The organism is Arthrobacter sp. PAMC25564 (assembly GCF_004798705.1).
Taxonomy (GTDB): Bacteria; Actinomycetota; Actinomycetes; order Actinomycetales; family Micrococcaceae; genus Arthrobacter.
In genome coordinates this window covers 3,460,915-3,480,727 of record NZ_CP039290.1, presented here as the reverse complement: position 1 = coordinate 3,480,727, position 19,813 = coordinate 3,460,915, and the positions used below count along the sequence as shown (strand labels likewise).

General features: G+C 67.2%; 22 protein-coding genes. 14 read left to right on the top strand and 8 right to left on the bottom strand.

All coding sequences use genetic code 11. The features are described 5' to 3' along the window. Nucleotides 1–10 precede the first annotated feature (10 nt). Nucleotides 11–760: a transcriptional repressor LexA gene (gene lexA / locus E5206_RS16185; protein WP_136323380.1), complete on the bottom strand. Its 750-nt coding sequence runs from the start codon at nt 758–760 to the stop codon at nt 11–13. A gap of 530 nt (nt 761–1,290) precedes the next feature. On the opposite strand from lexA, the gene E5206_RS19665 reads away from it, so the two are divergent. The 8 genes from E5206_RS19665 (at nt 1,291) to E5206_RS16150 (ending at nt 7,532) form a co-directional block, all read left to right on the top strand. Next, nucleotides 1,291–1,590, top strand: a complete 300-nt coding sequence (locus E5206_RS19665; RefSeq protein ID WP_240690201.1) for a LysM peptidoglycan-binding domain-containing protein — start codon at nt 1,291–1,293, stop codon at nt 1,588–1,590. 54 nt (nt 1,591–1,644) lie between these two features. After that, a complete protein-coding gene (locus E5206_RS16175; RefSeq protein ID WP_136323378.1) occupies nt 1,645–2,763 on the top strand; it encodes a histidinol-phosphate transaminase in 1,119 nt (372 codons plus the stop codon). Nucleotides 2,764–2,832: 69 nt separating this feature from the next. Next, nucleotides 2,833–3,456: an imidazoleglycerol-phosphate dehydratase HisB gene (gene hisB, locus E5206_RS16170; protein WP_136323377.1), complete on the top strand. Its 624-nt coding sequence runs from the start codon at nt 2,833–2,835 to the stop codon at nt 3,454–3,456. After that, nucleotides 3,453–4,238: an imidazole glycerol phosphate synthase subunit HisH gene (gene hisH, locus E5206_RS16165; RefSeq protein ID WP_136323376.1), complete on the top strand. Its 786-nt coding sequence runs from the start codon at nt 3,453–3,455 to the stop codon at nt 4,236–4,238. The genes hisB and hisH overlap by 4 nt, the downstream gene beginning before the upstream one ends. Then, complete coding sequence (locus E5206_RS19360; RefSeq protein ID WP_168709369.1) at nt 4,239–4,397, top strand: hypothetical protein; 159 nt, start codon at nt 4,239–4,241, stop codon at nt 4,395–4,397. A 54-nt stretch (nt 4,398–4,451) separates the two neighbouring features. Next, the gene (gene priA, locus E5206_RS16160; RefSeq protein ID WP_136323375.1) at nt 4,452–5,198 is read left to right on the top strand and encodes a bifunctional 1-(5-phosphoribosyl)-5-((5-phosphoribosylamino)methylideneamino)imidazole-4-carboxamide isomerase/phosphoribosylanthranilate isomerase PriA; all 747 of its coding nucleotides are present in this window, start codon (nt 4,452–4,454) and stop codon (nt 5,196–5,198) included. Between the two features lie 13 nt (nt 5,199–5,211). Beyond that, the gene (locus E5206_RS16155) at nt 5,212–6,150 is read left to right on the top strand and encodes an SseB family protein (protein ID WP_136323374.1); all 939 of its coding nucleotides are present in this window, start codon (nt 5,212–5,214) and stop codon (nt 6,148–6,150) included. A 62-nt stretch (nt 6,151–6,212) separates the two neighbouring features. Further along, complete coding sequence (locus tag E5206_RS16150; RefSeq protein WP_136323373.1) at nt 6,213–7,532, top strand: MFS transporter; 1,320 nt, start codon at nt 6,213–6,215, stop codon at nt 7,530–7,532. Here E5206_RS16150 and E5206_RS16145 read toward each other — a convergent pair. The 5 genes from E5206_RS16145 to E5206_RS16125 all read right to left on the bottom strand — a co-directional run bounded on the left by E5206_RS16145 (nt 7,529) and on the right by E5206_RS16125 (nt 12,968). Further along, on the bottom strand, nt 7,529–8,872 hold the full coding sequence (locus tag E5206_RS16145; protein WP_136324181.1) for an LLM class flavin-dependent oxidoreductase: 1,344 nt from the start codon (nt 8,870–8,872) through the stop codon (nt 7,529–7,531). The two genes, E5206_RS16150 and E5206_RS16145, sit on opposite strands and share 4 nt — an antisense overlap. 233 nt (nt 8,873–9,105) lie before the next feature. After that, the gene (locus E5206_RS16140; protein ID WP_136323372.1) at nt 9,106–10,020 is read right to left on the bottom strand and encodes a MetQ/NlpA family ABC transporter substrate-binding protein; all 915 of its coding nucleotides are present in this window, start codon (nt 10,018–10,020) and stop codon (nt 9,106–9,108) included. Nucleotides 10,021–10,076: 56 nt separating this feature from the next. Next, nucleotides 10,077–10,796 carry a methionine ABC transporter permease gene (locus E5206_RS16135; RefSeq protein WP_136323371.1) on the bottom strand — a complete coding sequence of 240 codons (720 nt, stop codon included), beginning with the start codon at nt 10,794–10,796 and terminating at the stop codon, nt 10,077–10,079. Beyond that, nucleotides 10,793–11,869, bottom strand: a complete 1,077-nt coding sequence (locus tag E5206_RS16130; RefSeq protein ID WP_136323370.1) for an ATP-binding cassette domain-containing protein — start codon at nt 11,867–11,869, stop codon at nt 10,793–10,795. The genes E5206_RS16135 and E5206_RS16130 overlap by 4 nt, the downstream gene beginning before the upstream one ends. Nucleotides 11,870–12,581: 712 nt before the next feature. Beyond that, entirely contained in the window at nt 12,582–12,968 is a 387-nt protein-coding gene (locus tag E5206_RS16125) for a DUF1844 domain-containing protein (protein ID WP_136323369.1), read from the bottom strand. A gap of 406 nt (nt 12,969–13,374) precedes the next feature. Between E5206_RS16125 and infC the strand changes: the two genes are divergently transcribed. The 4 genes from infC to E5206_RS16105 all read left to right on the top strand — a co-directional run bounded on the left by infC (nt 13,375) and on the right by E5206_RS16105 (nt 16,342). After that, nucleotides 13,375–14,445, top strand: coding sequence for a translation initiation factor IF-3 (infC, locus tag E5206_RS16120; protein WP_240689790.1), 1,071 nt, complete (start codon nt 13,375–13,377; stop codon nt 14,443–14,445). A gap of 116 nt (nt 14,446–14,561) precedes the next feature. After that, on the top strand, nt 14,562–14,756 hold the full coding sequence (gene rpmI / locus E5206_RS16115) for a 50S ribosomal protein L35 (protein WP_009358635.1): 195 nt from the start codon (nt 14,562–14,564) through the stop codon (nt 14,754–14,756). Nucleotides 14,757–14,876: 120 nt separating this feature from the next. After that, nucleotides 14,877–15,347 (top strand): 50S ribosomal protein L20, encoded by a 471-nt coding sequence (gene rplT, locus E5206_RS16110; protein ID WP_136323367.1) that lies wholly within the window; start codon nt 14,877–14,879, stop codon nt 15,345–15,347. Nucleotides 15,348–15,412: 65 nt separating this feature from the next. Next, nucleotides 15,413–16,342, top strand: coding sequence for an RNA methyltransferase (locus E5206_RS16105; RefSeq protein ID WP_136323366.1), 930 nt, complete (start codon nt 15,413–15,415; stop codon nt 16,340–16,342). A gap of 123 nt (nt 16,343–16,465) precedes the next feature. On the opposite strand, the gene E5206_RS16100 is transcribed toward E5206_RS16105, so the two are convergent. Continuing rightward, entirely contained in the window at nt 16,466–16,732 is a 267-nt protein-coding gene (locus tag E5206_RS16100; RefSeq protein WP_136323365.1) for a GlsB/YeaQ/YmgE family stress response membrane protein, read from the bottom strand. Nucleotides 16,733–16,963: 231 nt separating this feature from the next. Here E5206_RS16100 and E5206_RS16095 point away from each other — a divergent pair, with 231 nt between their 5' ends. Next, nucleotides 16,964–17,884 (top strand): cation diffusion facilitator family transporter, encoded by a 921-nt coding sequence (locus E5206_RS16095; RefSeq protein WP_136323364.1) that lies wholly within the window; start codon nt 16,964–16,966, stop codon nt 17,882–17,884. Between the two features lie 73 nt (nt 17,885–17,957). On the opposite strand, the gene E5206_RS16090 is transcribed toward E5206_RS16095, so the two are convergent. Continuing rightward, nucleotides 17,958–19,169, bottom strand: coding sequence for an MFS transporter (locus E5206_RS16090; RefSeq protein ID WP_136323363.1), 1,212 nt, complete (start codon nt 19,167–19,169; stop codon nt 17,958–17,960). A 158-nt stretch (nt 19,170–19,327) separates the two neighbouring features. Between E5206_RS16090 and E5206_RS16085 the strand changes: the two genes are divergently transcribed. Further along, complete coding sequence (locus E5206_RS16085) at nt 19,328–19,780, top strand: (deoxy)nucleoside triphosphate pyrophosphohydrolase (protein ID WP_136323362.1); 453 nt, start codon at nt 19,328–19,330, stop codon at nt 19,778–19,780. The last annotated feature ends 33 nt before the right edge of the window (nt 19,781–19,813 follow it).

Sequence of the window (19,813 nt, the reverse complement as noted above, 5' to 3'; positions counted from 1 at the left end):
CGGACCAGCCCTAAAGGGAGCGCAGGACGGAGACGACCTTGCCCATGATGACGGCGTGGTCGCCGAGGATGGGCTCGTAGCGGGTGTTCTGCGGCAGCAGCCAGGTGTGGCCGTCGCGCTGCCGGAAGGTCTTGACTGTTGCCTCGTCATCCAGCAGTGCGGCAACGATATCGCCGTTGAGGGCATCACCCTGGCGCCGGACGACGACCCAGTCGCCGTCGCAGATGGCGGCGTCGATCATCGAATCGCCGGCGACCTTGAGCATAAAGAGTTCGCCGTGGCCCACCAGCTGGCGCGGCAGCGGCATAACGTCTTCCACGACCTGGTCTGCCAGGATGGGGCCACCGGCGGCGATCCGGCCCACGAGGGGCACCATTGCGGTATCCGTGGCGCTGGCGAGCTCCGAGACGGACAGCCCTCCGACGGTGCGCAGTCCGCCGGACTTCTCCACGCCTGAAATCCTGGTGCTTCCCTCATCGAGGGTCAGCGGCATCAGCACTTCCATGGCGCGCGGACGTTTGGGATCCCGCCGGAGATAGCCGAGCTTTTCCAGTTGCGAGAGCTGGTGCGTGACGCTGGACAGGCTGGCGAGCCCTACAGTGTCGCCGATCTCGCGCATCGACGGCGGATATCCCTTCTCCGTCACAGACCGCTGGATCGTTTCCAGGATCTTCTTCTGCCGGACGGTAAGGCTCTTGGGGGCCCGGGCTGGCTGGGGGTTCCGTGGAGCGGCCCTGCCGCCGGTGGCTTGTGCTGCCATGTTCGCCAACGCCTTTCCAATCCGCCCGGCTGCCGTTGCTGCACGTGCCGGGGTCTTCCGGCCTGAAATGTCAGACCCTGCTGATCAACTACTGGTGTTCAACCGCGGAAACGGTTGAGCTGTGATTCAAACGTAGGCCAGCCCCACGGCTTTTTCAAACATTTGTTCTAGCGAGTCTCGACAATGTTCGTCAATAAGTGCTAAAACGGAACCAGCAAAGTTCGAATATGTGTTCTACTCTGGACTGGCCGGGTGCAGGATGGCGTTCGGCAACATGTTCGAAGGTCAGGCCGGTTGGCGGCAGGTACGTGGAGTACGCCGGGCGGGAAAGTGTCGGCACCGTATGGTCCAGGAGGGCTCAGTTCATGTCAGCATCAAGCGCGTTTCACGATACATTCGGCCAGTACGATCCGTCCGAACAGGTCCGGTCTTTCGACCATCATGTCCCTGCAGGTCCGGCAGGTCCGGCAGGTCCGGCAGGTCCGGCGGGTCCGGCGTCCGCACCGCGCACCAAGCAGGGGCCGCTCCGGCTGACCCGGCGGGGAAGGTTCGTCTTCTTCGGTGTGCCGCTCATCCTGCTGGCCGCCCTTCTTCTGTCGCTCAGCGGCTTCCTCAACGCTCCCGCCAAGGCGGCGGAGTCAGCGTCCGAGCTGTCGCCGACCCCGGCCGTGTCCGTGACGGTCCAGTCCGGTGAATCCCTGTGGGCCATCGCAGCCGCCGTGGCACCGGGGCGCGATCCCCGGGACGTGGTCGCCGACATCGTCCAGCTCAACAACCTGGATGCCGCGCGCGTCTTCCCGGGCCAGCGGCTCTTCGTTCCGTCCAAATAGGGCGCCAGGCGTCACAGTTTCAGGGCTCGCCACGGCCTCACTTAAACTGTTGAGGTGACTGACCAGTTAGAGCGCCTCAACCGACTTCCCCTCCGGACCAATCTGCGGGGCCTGCACCCGTACGGTGCGCCCCAGCTGGATGTCCCCATCCTGCTCAACGTCAACGAGAACACCCATGGTGTTCCGGCCGACGTCCAGGCGGCCATCGCCGAGGCCGTCACGGCGGCGGCCGCCGGCCTGAACCGGTACCCTGACCGTGAGTTCACGGAACTGCGCGAAGCGTTGGCGGAGTACCTCGGCCACGGACTGGGCGCAGAGAACATCTGGGCGGCCAACGGTTCCAACGAGGTGCTCCAGCAGATCCTCCAGGCCTTCGGCGGCCCGGGCCGCACCGCCCTGGGCTTCCCTCCCACATACTCCATGTACCCCCTGCTGGCCGCAGGAACGGACACCGGATACATCGTCGGAGAACGGGCCGGGGACTACGGACTCAGTGCGGAATCGGCGGCACGCCAGGTGCGCGAACTCCAACCCAACGTCGTCTTCCTGTGCTCCCCGAACAACCCCACCGGCACCGGCCTCGGCCTCGACGTCGTGGAGGCCGTCTACGCCGCCGGTGAGGCCAGCCAGACCATCGTGATCGTCGACGAGGCCTACCACGAGTTCGCCCACGACGGCACGCCCAGTGCGCTCACGCTGCTGCCCGGCCGGGAACGGCTCATCGTCTCGCGCACCATGAGCAAGGCCTTCGCCCTCGCCGGCGCCCGGCTTGGGTACATGGCCGCGGCACCCGGGGTGACTGACGCGCTGCGCCTGGTCCGCCTCCCGTACCACCTCTCGGCGATCACCCAGGCAACCGCCCTGGCCGCGCTGCACCACCGGGTGGCGCTGATGGCCGACGTCGAGGACATCAAGCGCCAGCGGGACCGGATCGTCTCCGAACTGCAGCGGATGGGCCTCAAGCCGGCCGCCTCTGATTCCAACTACGTCTTCTTCGGCGGCCTCGAGGACCAGCACGGGATCTGGCAGGGGCTGCTCGACGCCGGCGTGCTCATCCGCGACGTCGGCATCCCCGGACACCTGCGCGTCACGGCCGGCACTGAGACCGAAACCACAGCCTTCCTCGAAGCCCTCGAGCGGATCCTGACCGGCCGCGCAGCGCTGCAGGCCTAGACTTAAGCCCGGGACCAGATCACTGCACGACTGCCCAGCACCATGCCTTCTTCCAAAGGAAACACCCACATGAGCAACACCGGATCAGCTGCCGAGGGCCGGACCGCACGGATGGAACGGACCACCAGCGAGTCCTCCGTCCTGGTCGAAATCAACCTGGACGGCACCGGCACTTCGGACATCAGCACCTCGGTTCCCTTCTACGACCACATGCTGACGGCGCTGAGCAAGCACTCCCTGATCGACATGACGGTCAAGGCCACCGGCGACACCCACATCGACGTCCACCACACGGTGGAGGACGTCGCCATCACCTTCGGCGAGGTGCTGAAGACCGCCCTGGGCAACAAGGCCGGCATCCGGCGCTTCGGTGAAGCCACGGTGCCGCTGGACGAGGCCCTCGCGCACGCCGTCGTCGACGTCTCGGGCCGCCCGTACCTGGTGCACGGCGGCGAGCCCGCAGGCCAGGAATACCACCTGATCGGCGGCCACTTCACCGGCTCGCTGACACGCCACGTCTTCGAAGCCATCACCCTGCACGCCGGTATCTGCCTGCACATGAACGTCACCGCCGGCCGGGACCCGCACCACATCGTCGAGGCCCAGTTCAAGGCCTTCGCCCGGGCCCTGCGCTCGGCCGTGGAGCCCGATCCCCGGGTCAAGGGCATTCCGTCCACCAAGGGCGCACTGTGACCGGCAAGGTCGTCCGGGACGGGGCCGTCATCAACCCCGAGGCCGGCCGGAAACTTCCCTCGCCCGAGGGCAAGCCCACCGTCACGGTGCTGGACTACGGCTCGGGCAACGTCCGCTCCGCCGTCCGCGCGCTGGAACGCGCCGGTGCCCAGGTCATCCTCAGCGCCAAACCGGAGGACGTGCTCAACGCCGACGGCCTCGTGGTCCCCGGCGTCGGCGCCTTCGAAACGGTCATGAACGAGCTTAAAGCCGTCGACGGGATCCGCATGATCGGACGCCGCGTCGCCGGCGGACGGCCGGTGCTCGCGATCTGCGTCGGACTCCAGGTGCTGTTCGAGGCCGGCGTCGAACACGGCACCGAAGCCGAAGGCATGGGGGAGTGGCCCGGGAAAGTCGAGCTGCTGCCCGCCGACGTCGTCCCGCACATGGGCTGGAACACCGTCTCGGTCCCGGAAGGCTCCAGGCTCTTCGCCGGCGTCGAAAACGAACGGTTCTACTTCGTGCACTCCTACGGTGTCCAGCACTGGGACTTCGACGTCATCCAGCCCCGGATGGCGGCACCCCTCGTCACCTGGTCCGAGCACGGCGCACCGTTCATCGCAGCCGTCGAAAACGGCCCGCTGTGCGCCACCCAGTTCCACCCGGAGAAGTCCGGCGACGCCGGTGCCCGGCTGCTGCGCAACTGGGTGGAGGGCCTGCGCGGCGGGTCCAAAGCCGCCGATGCCACCGAAGCCGCTGAAGCCGCCCCGGTTGAGGCAACCGGCCCGGAACAGACCGCCTAGATGTGGTCCTTGGTACTTATGGGCCTGGCCGGCCTGCTGGTCGGAGGGGGGCTGTCCTTCCGGCAGCAGAAGAGCCCGGTCTGGGTCCAGATTGTCTTCTATCTCCTGGCCGGAATGTCGCTGCTGGCCGCCTATCTCCTGACGCTGCCGGCCGCTTGACGGCGCCGCAGCCCGCCTGACCAACCCCCGCCCCACCGAAGCTGAGGATCCACGATGACCACCGAAACCCCGCTGCCCGTACTCGAACTGTTGCCCGCCGTCGACGTTGTCAACGGCCAGGCAGTCCGCCTCGTCCAGGGGGAAGCAGGCAGCGAGACCAGCTACGGCACACCGCTGGAAGCCGCGCTCAACTGGCAGCAGCAGGGCGCCGAATGGGTCCACCTCGTTGACCTCGACGCCGCCTTCGGCCGGGGCTCCAACGCCGAACTGCTGCGCGAAGTGGTGGGCCGGCTGGACATCAAGGTGGAGCTCTCCGGCGGCCTCCGCGACGACGAATCGCTCGAGAAGGCCCTGGGCCTTGGCATCGCCCGGGTCAACCTCGGCACCGCGGCACTGGAAAACCCGGACTGGACCCGCCGCGCGATCGAGCGCTTCGGCGACCGGATCGCCGTCGGCCTCGACGTCCGCGGGACCACGCTGGCCGGCCGGGGCTGGACCAAGGAAGGCGGCGATCTCTGGGAGGTGCTGGGCCGCCTCGAGGAGGCCGGCTGCGCCCGCTACGTCGTCACCGACGTGACCAAGGACGGCACCCTGCAGGGCCCGAACGTCGGACTGCTGCGCCAGATGGTCGAGCAGACCGGCAAGCCCGTCGTCGCGTCCGGCGGAATCTCCAGCCTGGCGGACCTCAAGGAACTCCGGTCCCTGGTGCCCCTCGGCGTCGAGGGCGCGATTATCGGCAAGGCCCTCTACAACGGCAACTTCACGCTGCCCGAGGCCCTCGACGTCGCCGGCCGCCGCTAGGCGGCCAGCGATCATGGCGCACACCCACGAGCCCCGCGAAAGCGCGCAGCCGGACACCGGCGCCGCGCCCGTCCGGCATCTGCCCGGCCACATCGCGGCCGCCCTGGCCGGCGCCGGCGGGGCCACCGATTCGGCAGGCCGGCCCTGGGCAGGCCGCAGCCTGTCTGGGGATGACGCGAAGATCCACAACTTCGAGGACGACGACGGCGCTTCCGACGCCGGCTATCTCGCCGCCCTCGCTGCACTCGCGGCGGGTGAAGGAGATGAGGCTGCCGTGGTGGCCGCACTGGCCACCGCACGGGTCTTCGTGCCCATCCTCGCCCAGCTCGCCGAAGAGGGCGAAGGTGTGACGCGCCGGCACAGGGACAAACTGCACGGTGAAGTGCTGCATGGGGACAAACAGGCCGACATGGCCCTCGTGACCCTCAAGGCACCCGACGGGCGGACGGCCATGCCCGTCTTCAGCTCCGCGGCCGCACTGGAAGCCTGGCACCCGGAAGCCAGGCCCGTCGCGGTGTACGCGGCGCGGGCGGCGCTGTCCGCCGTCGCGGAAGGGGCCCAGCTGCTCGTGCTCGACCCCGGCTCGGAGCTGACCTTCGTGGTGCGCCGGCCCGCCGTCTGGGCGCTGGCCCAGCAGCAGACCTGGACGCCGTCGTACGATGATACGGAACTTGCCCGGGCCCTCGGGGACAGCGCGGCTGGCTTTCCGGCGGTCCGGCGCGTTGAAATTCAGCCGGGGGCTGGAGTTTCCTCGGCCACGGCCGATGGCAGCCGGCTCCCCGGCGGGGGAGCAGGCCCGGAACTCCGCGTGATCCTGTACCTTGAAGACGGACTCGACGCCGCCGGCGTGCAGTCCATCGTCGCCGGCCTGAACAACGACTGGGCCAGGAACGAAATCTTCGCCGCGCGGGTTGACTCGATCGAGGTCAAGCTGCAGCGCGCAGCACCATAGCTGACGGCCCAACGGGGGGACCTCCCGGTGCTGCCGTGGGCAGTACCAGAAGGATGTGGTCCGTGAACTTCGCGCTTTACCGGGAGCTGCTCGCCGTCCGGCCGATCAGGCGGCTCCTGCTGGTCGGGATGATCGCCCGCATACCGCACTCGGCGGCCGGCGTCCTGCTGACCCTGCACATCGTCCTGACCCTCGGCCAGGGCTACGCCGCCGCCGGCGCTGCGGCCGCCGTCATGACGATCGGAATTGCCCTCGGGGCGCCCTGGCGGGGCCGTCGGGTCGACACCGCGGGACTGCGCAAGGCGCTCATTCCGTCCGTCATCTCCGAGGCCGTGATCTGGTCCGTCGTTCCGCACGTGTCCTACGAACTGCTGCTGCCGCTGGTCTTCGTCGGCGGCCTGCTGACGCTGCCCATCTTCAGCGTGGTGCGGCAGTCACTGGGCGTGCTGGCCACCGGAAAACAGCGCCGCACGGCCTTCGCCCTGGACGCCATCGCCACCGAACTGGTCTTCATGATCGGCCCCGCCGTGGGCGCCGTCGCCGCCACCAGCGGGCACTCCGTCCTGGGCCTGACGGTAGTCGGACTGGCCACGTCCGTCTCGGGACTCTTCCTGATGTGGTTCAACCCGCCCACCCGGAGTGTTTTCCCCGACGCCGGGCTCGAGGCGGAGGAGCTTGAAGGCGCGGAGGCCGCCGTCGTCGCCGCCGCACCGGCCCACCTGCAGGAGGCCGCGGCCGAACTGGCACCGCTGGCGGCCGCGGCCGAGGAACGGCGGCAGCATGGCTCCGGGCTGCGGCACCGGGTCATCCACAACTTCAGCTGGTTCACCGCTGCCGTGGCCGCCGTCTTCGCCGTGGCAGCCGGGGCCGGCATGGTCCTCAGCGGCACGGATGTGGGGATCGTCGCCGCCCTCGAGAGGACCGGCCACCAGGCCGAGATCGGCCTCGTCTTCGTCTTCTGGTGCGGGGCCTCCGTGCTCGGCGGACTCCTCTACGGCGCCATGCACCGCCCCGTCTCCCCGTTCCTCCTGCTGCTGGGCATGTCCGTCCTCACCATCCCGATGGCCTTCGCGGCGGACACCTGGACCCTGAGCCTGCTCTCGCTCCTGCCCGGGCTGCTATGTGCGCCGGTCCTCTCGGCAGCGTCGGAGAAGGTGGCCGAAGTCGTCGAGGAACGCCGCCGCGGCGAGGCGATGGGCTGGTACGGCTCCGCCCTCACCGCCGGGGTCGCACTGGGCGCGCCGCTCGCCGGACTGTTCATCGACGGCGTCGGCCCTTCAACCGGGTTCGTCGCCGTAGGGGTGGCCGGCGCCGCCGTGTGCCTTCTCGGCCTCGTGTTGCAGCACCGGCGGCGGCGCCGCCGGGAGGCTGCCGCCGGCTAGGGGGCCCGCTGGAGCCGGTACCTGCTGCCGTGATGTTCCTCGGGGAGCCGGTCTCCGCGGCCAAACAGCTTGTTCCGCAGGGTGCCTGGCGTGTATTCGGTGGGGTACGCGCCGCGTTTTTGCAGTTCCGGGACCACATAGGCGACGACGTCCTCGAAGGATCCGGGCGTAATGGCGTAGGCCAGGTTGAATCCGTCGACATCGGTTTCCTCGACCCAGGCTTGCAGCTCGTCGGCGACGTCGGCGCCGGATCCCACGATCAGGGGGCCCAGACCCCCGATCCCGGCCCAGTCGGCGATGTCCCTGACGGTCCAGGGCCGGCCGTCGTCGTTGACTTTCTGGAAATTCGCGACGGCGGACTGGATCGCGTTGGATTCCACGTTGCCGATCGGCTCATCGGGAGCATACCGGGACAGGTCCACCCCCATCCAGCCCGACATCAGGACCAGGGCGCCTTCGTAGCTGCAGTACTGCTTGTATTCTTCATGCTTGGCCTGCGCCTTTTCCGTCGTCTCATCGGTGATGATGGTCAGCATGGTGTAGATGCGTACGGAATAGCGGTCCCGGCCGGCGGCCTCCACGGCGTCGCGGATCGTGGCCACCGTTTCCTTCAGGATTGTCCTGGTCGGGGAGCCTACGAAGACCGCTTCCGCGTTGCCGGCGGCGAAGGCGATCCCTCTCGGCGAGGCGCCGGCCTGATAAATGACCGGCGTGCGCTGGGGGGAGGGCTCGCTGATGTGGATGCCGGGGACCTTGAAGTATTTTCCCTCATGGCCGATTTCGTGCACCTTCGAGGGATCGGCGAACACCCCGGCTTCCGAGTCGCGAACAACGGCATCTTCTTCCCAGGAGCCTTCCAGCAGCTTGTAAAGGACCTCCAGGTATTCGTCCGCGTGGTTGTAGCGCTCGTCATGTTCCATCTGGTCCGCGTTCCCCATGTTCCGGGCCGCGGAGGGAAGGTATCCCGTGACGACGTTCCAGCCTACGCGGCCGTTGGTCAGGTGGTCGAGGGTGGAGAGGCGCCGGGCAAACGGGTAAGGATGCTCGTACGCAGTGCCGGCGGTGACCCCGAAGCCCAGGTGCTCGGTGACCAAGGCCATGGCCGAGACCAGCAGCAGCGGATCACTGACCGGCACCTGGGTTCCCTGGCGCAGGGCCGCCTCGTTAGATCCGCCGTAGACGTCATAGGTGCCCAGGACGTCGGCGATGAAGATGCCGTCGAAGAAGCCCTTTTCCAGTGTTTTGGCCAGGTCTGCCCAGTAGCGGAGGTCCGTGTAGCGGGAGGACTGGTCCTCGGGATGGCGCCATAGACCGGGCGACTGATGGGCCACGCAGTTCATGTCAAAGGCGTTGAACCGGATGCGGCGGGTCTCCGCAGCCGGAACAGGGGTGTTGTCGGAACCGGTCACCGGTTTCACATCCTCACATTCAGGGGCACGCCGAGGAAGCGGCGGTACCTGCTGGTCCTGGGTCCGGCGGCTGGGCCGTCCGGATTCTTGCCGGGCAGCCCCCTCACGCCGGGGTGTTGCTGCCCTCCGGGCCCGGGAACCAGATGCCCCGGACCCGGGAAGGTTTAGCCCTCGACGGGCAGCAGGAGCCCCTTCACGGCGGGGTCGGTGCGCAGGAACTCCTGGACGGCCGGGTCCTTGAAGGCCTTGACCAGGTTCTTGATGTTGTCGGTGTCCATGTACTTGCTGCCGACCGTCAACTGCCCGGCGAACTCATCCGGGGCCGCGGGAGCGTAAATCTGCTGCTCGAGCGGGATCTTGGCTGCGGTGTAGTACTCGGTGTAACCGACGGCGGCATCCAGGTCCGGGAGCGCCCGGGACTGGGCGGCGAAGTCGAGCAGCTTGAACTGGAGCTTCTTGGGGTTCTCCACGACATCCTTCTGCGTGGCCTGCCATTTGTCGATTCCGTCCTTGAGCTTGATCAGGCCGGCACGTTCCAGCAGCCACAGGCCCTGGGCCTCGTTCGCGGGATCGGAGTACAGGGAAACGGTTGCCCCGTCGGGCAGATCCTCGACGGACTTGTGCTTGGCGGACCAGATCCCGAAGCCCCAGCGGAACACCGGGGTGGCGGCGGTTTCCTTGAAGTCCGGGTTGGCTTCAAGGACCTGGGAGAGCCAGAGTTTGTGCTGGTAGACGGTGGCGGCCACCTCGCCGGTGCTCACGGCGCGGTTGAGGGTGGTGCTATCGGAAAGGCCCTTGAATTTCACGGTGATGCCGTATCTGGGTGCGACCTTTTCGGCGACGAAGTTCACCAGCGCCTGTTCGGCCTGGTTGCCTTCCGCGGTGACAACGGTCAGGGTGGCGCCGGGGGTCTCGTTGGGGGACTTTGCCGCCCCAAAGACCGAGCCGGCGACCAGCGAGCCGGCCACGACGACAACGGCAGCGGAACCGCCCAGGATCCAGGGAAGTTTGCGTCGTTTGCGGACGGTGAAGCCGTGGCCCTCCGGAGAGGAGCCGGTCTTTTCTTCGGTGATGGTCATGGCTGTGCCTTATCTGTAGCGCTAAATGGGGGTGGTGGAGGTGGAATGAACAGGGATCAGCGCCGCAGCCGCAGGGCGGGGGTGGTGAACCGGACCAGCCGGTCCCCGGCCAGCTGGACGACGGCGACAGTGACGACCAGGACGATGATGGTGGCGAGCATGACGGTGTTGTCGAACCGCTGGTAGCCGTAGGTCACGGCCACGTAGCCGATGCCGCCGGCACCGATGGTCCCGGCAATCGCCGAGTACTCGATCATCGCGATGGTATTGATGGTCAGGCCGCCGATGATGGCCGGAACCGCTTCACCGAGCTGCGCCGTCCGGATGATCTGCAGCGGTGAGGCACCGGAAGCCCGTGCGGCCTGGGTGACCGAGCGGGGGACATCGCGCAGGCAGTTTTCCACCAGCCGGGCGAAGAACGGAATGCCGGCCAGGGACATGGGCACCACGGCGGCCGGGATGCCGATGTTGGTGCCGGTGATGAACCGGGTGAAAGGAACGACCGCGGCCATCAGGATCAGGAACGGCAGGGAGCGCCCGATGTTGACGACCCAGGTGAGCGCGCCGTTGACGCCGCGGTTTTCGAAGAGCCCGCCCGGAGCCATGTTGTGCAGGGCAACACCCAGCGGGGTCCCGGCCAGCAACACGATGGCCATCACGATGCCGACCATGGCCAGGGTTTCCCCGTAGGCCGGAATCAGCAGGCCGGGAAGGTCTGCCAGGGCGGTGTCCCCGGAACGGGGGATGACCACATTGACGGCTGTGGGAAGGCTCATAGTACGTGCTCCAAGGATGCTGGCGCGGCGGCCCGCGCGTCGTCGTCGATTGTCAGTGCATCATTTGTCAGTGCATCAGGGGTGGCTGGGGCAGCGCCGTCCGGCTCCGCGCGCAGGCCCAGCCTGGTGAAGGCATCCCGGACGGCGGCCGGGGAGGTGGAGCGAAGGCCAACGGTGGCTTTGCCCGTGCCGACCCCGCCGATGGTCTGGATGCTGGCGGCGAGCAACGAGACCGGTTCGCCCAGGTCCTGTGAGACGAGTTGGAGCCAGTCGTGCGGGACATCGCGCGAATCGTAGGTGACCTGCCAGGGGCGGGCACCGTCGGCGGGCGCCGCCGGAGTCAGGTGCGGCTGCAGGGCCCGGCCCAGCGCGGAGTCATGGTCAGTCAGCAGGTCCACCAGCCGCCCGGATTCGACGATGCGTCCGTGCTCAAGCCGGGCTACGGCATCCGCTATCTGCAGCACCGTATCCATCTCGTGGGTGATGAAAACGACCGCCAGGTCCAGGTCGTCCCGCAGTTCGCGCAGCAGGCGCACCACCGAACGGGTCGCCTCCGGATCCAGGCCCGAGGTCGCCTCGTCCGAGAGCAGCACGGAGGGCCGCAGCGCCAGCGCCCGGGCAATGCCCACCCGCTGCCGCTGGCCGCCCGAGAGCTGGAACGGGTAATGGCCGGCCCGGTTTCCCAGCCCGACGCGCTCGAGGAGTTCGGCCACCCTGGCCTTGACTTCGCGGGGCTCCACGCCAAGGTACTCCAAAGGGGCAGCGATATTCTGCGCGGCCGTCCGGCGGCCGAAAAGGCTGGCGGACTGGAACACCGTCCCGATCCGGCGCCGGGCTTCGCGCAGCCGCTTCTCCGGCAGGCTGCTGAGGTTTTCTCCGTTGACGACGACGGACCCGGAGGTCGGTCGTTCCAACAGGTTGATGCATTGGGCCAAGGTGCTTTTGCCGGCACCGCTGTGGCCGACGACAGCGAATATTTCGCCTTCGTCGACGGCGAAATCGAGCTTGTCCAGGACCGTGACGGCGTTCTCGCCGTGGCCGTAGACCTTGGTCAGCTGATCGATGCGGATCATGTCGGTTCTTTTCTTTGGTACTCGGTGGGCCTCGCGGCCGATCGTGGGTGGGGATGCCCCGGCGCGCCGGGGATGGTGGCATGCGGGCAGGGCAGAGCGGCCGGACTGATCAGAGTCCGGAGAACTGGGGTGGAGGGCCGGGTGGCGGCCTAGGTGGGCGTGCAGACCAGCGCCTGCCGCGCTAGCGGCAGGCGGAGTTGCCCGGACATGGACAGGGCGTGTCCGGCTGTGGGCCCCGGAGCAGGGTCATGCGGGGTCTCCTTGCCCTCAGGCAGATCCGCGGGGCAGCCAGCCCCGCATCTGCGCTACTTGCCTGCCGGTTCTCCGGCAGGCCCGGCCGGAGCACCCCGGGCGGGGGCAGTGCCGGCCAACAAGCCCAACGTTCACGCTGGGACTCATGATTCAGATACCAAGCTAGGGGCACGCTGCAGCCCGGTCAACCAAAAGCCACACAGCGTAAGACGAGCCAACAAATCGTAAAGAAGTGGGAATTTCAGTCCGGTGTGCTGATCGCGCCGCCCGCCGGACTTTTCATCGACGGCGTCGGCCCTTCAATCGGCTTCGTCGCCGGCCCACCGCGGTCCGGCCCTGGGCGGTCCGGCCCGGCGACGATCGGCTTAACGCCGACCGGCTTAACGACGACGGCGGGCGGACCAGTCTGGTCCGCCCGCCGTCGGCGTCGTTCGATTCAAAGGTGTCCGCCGGGAGGCTCCTAGTTGACGGGCCCGGTGTACTTCTCGCCCGGGCCCTTGCCCGGTGCATCCGGAATGATGGATTCTTCGCGGAAGGCCAGCTGCAGCGAACGCAGCCCGTCGCGCAAGGGCCCGGCGTGCTGTGAGCCGATCTCGGGAGCCGCTGCGGTGACCAGGCCGGCGAGGGCAATGATCAGCTTGCGGGCCTCGTCGAGGTCCTTGAGCTCCTCGGCGTTGTCGTCCGCCGCAAGGCCAAGCTTCACGGCGGCGGCGCTCATGAGGTGCACGGCGGCGGTGGTGATGACCTCGATCGCGGGGACCTCGGAGATGTCGCGGATCTGCTGTGAGACGTCGGCCTGGGCGGTCGAAGGCTCAAAAACGTGTGAATTACTGTCTGAAGTGCTCATGCTGGTAAGCTTGTCACAGACCGACTGGATGTCGTTATTTTGCAGTTTTATATCACAGTCCCTCCGGGTGCATGCCTGATCACTCACGTAGCGCCGGATGGGATTTGTTCTGTAGAATCGGTTTCCAGTTTGCAAGCGGAGTTCTCTCCCACCCGCGTCAGCCGCTCTCCTTCGGGAAGCTTCGCAAGAAGCAAGGTTGCCGGGTACCTGGTCGGGCATTCTTCCCGGGCGTCAGCCTGGCGGGATGTATGCCGCCTCTTAGGAGGCAGGCAACTCCGATCTTCGAGGCCTTCGATTGCTCCGGCAATTGGGGGCCTTCTCTTTTTGCCGGTGGAATACCCCTCACGAACACAGGAGCTTTAACATTAGCGAGCCAAGAATCAATGAGCGTATCCGCGTCCCCGAGGTGCGGCTGGTCGGCCCCGCAGGCGAGCAAGTAGGAGTTGTCCGTATTGAGGATGCCCTGCGTTTGGCTGCGGAGTCCGATCTTGATCTCGTTGAAGTTGCACCGCAGGCCAAGCCTCCGGTGTGCAAGCTGATGGACTTCGGCAAGTACAAGTACGAAGCCGCTGTCAAGGCACGCGAGGCCCGGAAGAACCAGACCAACACGGTCCTGAAGGAAATCCGCTTCCGCCTGAAGATCGACACCCACGACTACGAGACCAAGCGCGGCCACGCACTCCGCTTCCTCGGCGCCGGTGACAAGGTCAAGGCCATGATCCAGTTCCGCGGCCGTGAGCAGCAGCGCCCCGAGATGGGCATCCGCCTGCTGCAGCGCTTCGCAGACGACGTCGCCGCAGTCGGCGTAGTGGAGTCCAGCCCGCGGATCGATGGCCGCAACATGGTCATGGTGGTCGGTCCCCTGAAGAACAAGGCAGAAGCCAAGGCAGAGGCCCGCCGCGCATCGCAGCGCGCCGAAGCCAAGGCCGAGAACGAAGCCAAGGCTTCGGGCCGGGTGGATACGTCGGGTGTCGATGCGCCCCTGACGCAGTCGCTCGCCGATCTTCTTCCGGAGGGCTACCAGGTCCGGACCGAGGCACCCGAGGCTGAGGTAACTGGGCTTCCCGCAGTGGAGGCCGCTCCCGCCGTCGACGAGGCCCCGGCCGAGAAGACGGCAGCGGAAGAAACCGTGGTGACGGAGGCCCCGGCTGCCGAGGCCAAAGCCGAGGAAGTTCCGGCGGCCAAGGCTCCCGTCCAGGAAGCGCCGAAGCAGGAGGCCCCCAAGGCCGCCACGCAGGCAGCTCCGAAGCGTGAGGCTCCGAAGGTCGCTGTCCAGCCGCCGGTAGCCAAGGCTGCGGCGGCACCGGCGAAGGCCCCGGAAGCTCCGAAGGCCCCGGAAGCTCCGAAGGCAGCTGCTGCGGCGCCGAAGCCGGTGGCGGCCCCGAAGCCGGTACCGCGTCCCTCGGCGCCGAAGCCTGCGGCACGGCCGGCGGCTCCGAAGTCCGCTGCCAAGCCGGGCAGCAAGAAGACCAACTAGTTCACGGCTGCCGGACAGCAATGTCCGGCAGCAAGCAACCAGCACGCCGCCCGCAGGGGCGGCTGCACGATAGAACTGCAGACCATGTCTGCGGCTACGTAAGGAGATCGGTTCCCATGCCGAAGATGAAGACCCACAGCGGTGCTAAGAAGCGCTTCAAGCTGACCGGCAGCGGCAAGCTGCGCCGTCAGCAGGCCAACCGCCGCCACTACCTCGAGCACAAGTCCTCAAGGCTGACCCGCCGCCTCGCCGGCGACAAGATCGTCTTCAAGGGCGACGCCAAGGTCATCCGGAAGATGCTCGGCATCTAAGTTCCAAGTTCTCTGGCTGACTGCCATCTGGCACCAGTCAACTACCAATAAGGCTTCTCAGGCCAGCCGGTCCGTCCGGCAGTAGATGCTTGGGATCAGAATTTTCGAAGGAGTACGCACGTGGCACGTGTGAAGAGGGCGGTCAACGCCCACAAGAAGCGCCGGGTTATCCTTGAACGCGCAAAGGGCTACCGCGGACAGCGTTCACGCCTGTACCGCAAGGCCAAAGAGCAGCTGCTGCACTCGTTTGTGTACAGCTACGGCGACCGCAAGAAGAAGAAGGGCGACTTCCGCCGCCTGTGGATCCAGCGCATCAACGCTGCATCCCGCGCCAACGGCCTCACCTACAACCGCCTGATCCAGGGCCTGAAGGCTGCTGAGGTCGAGGTTGACCGCCGGATGCTGGCCGAGCTGGCCGTCTCCGACGCCAACGCTTTCGCCGCGCTGGTCCAGATCGCCAAGGACTCGCTGCCTGCTGACACTTCCGCTCCGGCCGTCACGGCTGAAGCCGCAGCCGCCCCGAAGGCTGCCAAGAAGGCTCCCGCGAAGAAGCCTGCTGCCAAGAAGGCTGACGCCGAGGCTGCAAAGTAGTTCCCGCCGCGGTTGAAAAACTGCGTCGTTCAAGAGCCGGCTGGAATAGCCACTAAGGTTCTTATATGAACGAAACCGGGCGCCCGCAAGACTTTCCACTCTCCAACCCCCGAGCTGATCGGATGAGGAAGGTGGCACAACTTGCCGGGCGCCCGGCCCGTTTAAAGCGTCGCGAGTTCCTGGCCGAAGGCCCGCAGGCGGTCCGTGAGGCCCTGGTCCTGCACCGGAAGAGGATCGCCGCGGGGGAGCCCGGCATCGTCTATGAGGTGTACGCCACCGAGGCCTGCCTGGACCGCCACCCGGAGCTGGAGAAGCTGGCCGAGGGAACCCATGCGCACCTTGCAACCGACGAAGTGATCGCAGCGATGGCGGACACCGTCACCCCGCAGGGCATCATCGCCGTCTGCGGTTTCCTGGACGTCAGCCTTGAGCAGGTGCTCGACGCCGGGCCGCGGCTGATCGCCGTGCTGTGCCAGGTCCGTGACCCCGGCAACGCCGGAACCGTGCTCCGGGCGGCCGACGCCGCCGGCGCCGACGCCGTCGTCCTGACCGCCTCCAGCGTGGACATCTACAACCCCAAGGCCGTCCGTTCGACGGCGGGATCCCTCTTCCACCTGCCCGTTGTCCTCGGCGCCGAGCTGGGGGAGCTGGTGGCCCGCTGCAAGGAACGCGGCATCGGAATCCTCGCGGCGGACGGCCAAGGACAGCTGAACCTGGACCGGCTGCAGGACGAAAATGCGGCCCGGCGCCTGGGTGCCGCCACCGCAGAATCGGGCTATGCGCTGGAACGCCCCACGGCCTGGCTTTTCGGCAACGAGGCCCAGGGCCTCTCTGAGGAGGAGCTCGCCCTGGCTGAGCACCGGGTGGCGGTACCGGTGTACGGCGCCGCGGAGAGCCTCAACCTTGGCACCGCCGCGACGGTCTGCCTCTACGCGAGTGCCCGGTCCCAGCAGGACAGCGCGTCCCGGCAGGACAGCTCATCCCAGCAGGGCTAGCGGACACCTGGCGGAAAACAGATGCGGCGGGGACCCACCAATTCGTGGGTCCCCGCCGCATCTGTTTTCCGCCACCTCCTCGGCACCATGGTGCCCGGCCGGTGGCCAGTGCAATACTTGCGGTTACGTGGTCCGGTTGCGTCCGGTTACGGCGCCGTAGATACCGGCAACGACGAGGCCGCCGACAATGGCCAGGAGCCAGGAACCGAGATTCCAGAATTCCATCTTGCCGCCGCCGAACAGCAGGTCACCGATCCAGCCGCCGACAATGGCTCCGACGACGCCGAGCACCAGGCTGGTGACCCAGCCGCCGCCGACCTTGCCAGGCATGATTGCCTTGACGATTGCACCTACTATGAGTCCGAGAATGATCCAGCCAAGAAAGCCCATGTCTCCTCCTACATATTCGTCGGCATCCAAATTGTGGATCCCGAGTATGGCTTCAAGCTAACATAGGCGCGTTTACTTGTCAGCAGGCCCACCCCCAATCGTTACCCGGCCCGAGTGTGTCCTGTGCAATGCGGGGCGGCGCCGGGGACGGGTACGGTATTCCTTGCGGGTCCGGGCATTTGCCGGCCGCCGCATCCACCCACCGAAGCACCCCAAATAGGAGAAGCCCACGTGTCTGCCAACGGCGGTACCAAGGCGATTGTCGCGGCGCTGGCCGCCAACCTGACCATCGCCGTCCTGAAGTTCGTCGCCTTCGTGCTGACGCTGTCCTCGTCCATGCTGGCGGAAGCGATCCACTCCGTGGCGGACTCCGGCAACCAGCTGCTCCTCCTCCTTGGCGGCAAGCGCGCGCAGAAGGCTGCCAGCCCGGAGCACCCCTTCGGCTATGGACGCGAACGCTACATCTACGCCTTCATCGTCTCCATTGTGCTGTTCAGCGTCGGCGGGCTTTTCGCGCTGTATGAGGCGTGGGGAAAGATCCAGCACCCGCATGCCATAGAGGGCGGCTTCTGGTGGGTGCCGCTGGCCGTGCTGGTGGGCGCCATCGTTGCCGAATCGTTCTCCTTCAAGACCGCCATCGCCGAATCCAATCCGCTGCGAGGCAAGCAGAGCTGGGTCAAGTTCATCCGCAATGCCAAGCAGCCCGAATTGCCGGTCATCCTGCTCGAAGACTTCGGCGCCCTTGTGGGCCTCGTGTTCGCCCTGCTCGGTGTCGGGCTCACGCTCATCACGGGCGACGGTATCTGGGATGCCCTCGGCACCGGCATGATCGGCCTGCTGCTCGTGGCCATCGCCGTCGTGCTGGCTGTGGAAACGAAGTCCCTGCTGCTGGGGGAGTCCGCCACCAAGGAGGACGTCGCGAGGATCCGGACCGCCATCGAGGCCGGTGGCACCGGCATCATCCACCTCAAGACCCTGCACCTTGGGCCCGAGGAGCTCCTGGTGGCCGCCAAGATCAGCATCGGCCGGGCCGACTCCGGCCAGGACATCGCCCAGGCGATTGACGACGCCGAAGTCCGGATCCGCGCGGCCGTCCCGATTGCCCGGGTCATCTACCTCGAACCGGATGTGGAGCGCGTCAACGCGTCCTGACCAGGACTATTGACCGGGGACTCCCCAGAGACGTTTAGGAGGGGCCGCTGGGCCGTAGCCGCGCTGTGCGGGGCTACCGGGCCAGCGGCCTCTTGCGTTCGACAAGGCCGCTGACGAGGGCGACGCCGAGCCCGAGCAGCGCCAGGACGGCGCCTACCAGCGCCGGGGCGACGTAGCCCCAGCCCCAGGCGATCACCAGGCCGCCGAGGAAGGCACCGAGGGCATTGGCCACGTTGAGGGCCGCATGGTTCAGTGAGGACGCCAGCGACGGGGCATCCGGGGAGGCATCCAGCAGCCGGGTCTGCAGGGCCGGGACCAGCATGGAACCGGCACCGCCCACCACGAAGACCATGACAAACGCGGACCACGGCCAGTGCACGGCCACGGCGTAGACCACCAGTGCCACAGCGGTGGCGGGCAGGACCCAGTAGATGGTTCCCATCACGGATTTGTCCGCGATCCGGCCGCCGACGATGTTGCCGGCCACCATTCCGAGGCCGTATAGCGCCACCACGAGCGGCAGCCACGCGGCGGGGATACCGGCCACGTCGGTCATGGTGTGGGCGATGTAGGTGTAGGTGGCGAAGAAACCGCCGAAGCCGACGATGCCGATCAGGATGGCCAGCCAGACCTGGAGCCGCTTGAGCGCGCTGAGCTCCCTGCGGAAGCTGGCATCCGCGTGGGGTTCCTGGAACGGTACGAACCTCCAGAGCATAAGGAGCGTGATGATGCCGATCAGGCCGACCAGCAGGAAGAGCAGCCGCCAGCCGAAGTTCTGCCCCAACCAGGTGGCGAACGGGACGCCGACGACATTCGACACCGTGAGGCCCGCCATGACCATCGAGATCGCCCAGCCGCGCCTGGTCGGAGCGACCAGGGAGGCCGCGATGACGGCCGCAACGCCGAAGAACGCGCCGTGCGGCAGGCCCGCCGCGAACCGGGACACCAGCATGGTGCCGTAGTCCGGGGCGATGAACGAGGTGAGGTTGGCGATGCTGAAGAACAGCATGAGGCCCAGGGCCAGGTACTTCCGGGGCATCCTGGCCCCGACTGCGGCCAGCACCGGCGCGCCGATGACGACGCCGAGCGCATAGGCCGAAATCAGGTGGCCGGCCTCCGGGGTGCTGATGTCCAGGCCCTGCTCCACCTCCTTGAGCAGGCCCATCATGGAGAACTCGGTGGTTCCGATGCCGAATCCGCCCATGGCGAGGGAAACGATGGCAAGGGCAAGATGGCGGGTGCCGGTTTTGGGCGCCGCCTGGGCTTGTTTGGTGGTGGAAGGCATTCGTCTGCTTTTCGGGACGTTCCAGGCGGTCGCCGGGAGAATTCGGAAGGTTAAATCTGCTTTATGCAACTTGGTGGGCGCACCCGATATTCCGCGGGTGCCCGGGAAGGCGGCCGGTACCATTCTCCCCTAAGGCAGCGCCACCCTAGACTTGGGGCGTGACTGGACTCATTAACGTCGTTGGCGGCGCAGTATTGGACTCCCTGGCGGAACCGGGGCGGCTGTTGGTGGCACGCCGGACGGCGCCCCCGCAGTTCGCCGGAATGTGGGAGTTCCCCGGCGGCAAGGTGGAGTCCGGCGAGACTCCCGAGCAGGCTCTGCACCGTGAACTGCTCGAAGAGCTGGGCGTGACCGTCAGGCTGGGAGCCGAGCTGCCGGCGTCGTCCGCCTCGGGCTGGCCGCTCAACGGGCGCGCCGCGATGCGGGTGTGGTTCGCGGAACTGGCCGACGGCGCGCCGCGCCCCCTGCAGGACCACGACGAATTGCGCTGGATCGACATCCGGAACCGGGAGGAAGTGCTGGGCCTGCCCTGGATCCCTGCAGACTTCCCCATTGTCGAAGCGCTGCTGGAGGCCCTCCCGATCCAGCTCAAGCCAGGTCTCTTGCACTGACCCTCGCCAAACCGGCCGGCATGTGGCTACGCT